This window comes from Monashia sp. HAY1-2A (genome assembly GCF_056755315.1).
In genome coordinates this window covers 1-315 of record NZ_JBNDHY010000344.1, presented here as the reverse complement: position 1 = coordinate 315, position 315 = coordinate 1, and the positions used below count along the sequence as shown (strand labels likewise).

The following is a 315-nucleotide window of genomic DNA, read 5'->3' as shown; positions in this document are numbered from 1 at the left end:
GTGATCCGCATTCCGGAATCGATGATGCGTCCGGCTCCCTGGACGGACTGCTTGCCTTGGCCGCTGAACTCGGACCGGCTGAGAAGGCACCGCGCGCAGGTGATGGCTCCGGCCGGCGGACTTCCACCATGCCCCTTATCGAGGTGGCACGGACCAAAACCAAGCCCGAGGCACTCAATGCCCTTGAGCAATGGAAGGACCTTCACCGAGGCGTCGTCCCCAAACTGCATCCGGCTGACGTCCTGATCGACGGAATGCGGGGATCCAGCTCCCTTTGGTACCGGGTCAGGGTCAACCTGCAGCACGTTCCGGAAC

At 63.2% G+C, this 315-nt stretch carries 1 pseudogene; it reads left to right on the top strand.

The window, feature by feature from the left end:
* A pseudogene (locus ACPYOM_RS22225) lies at positions 1–315 on the top strand (DNA polymerase domain-containing protein); the annotation flags it as partial.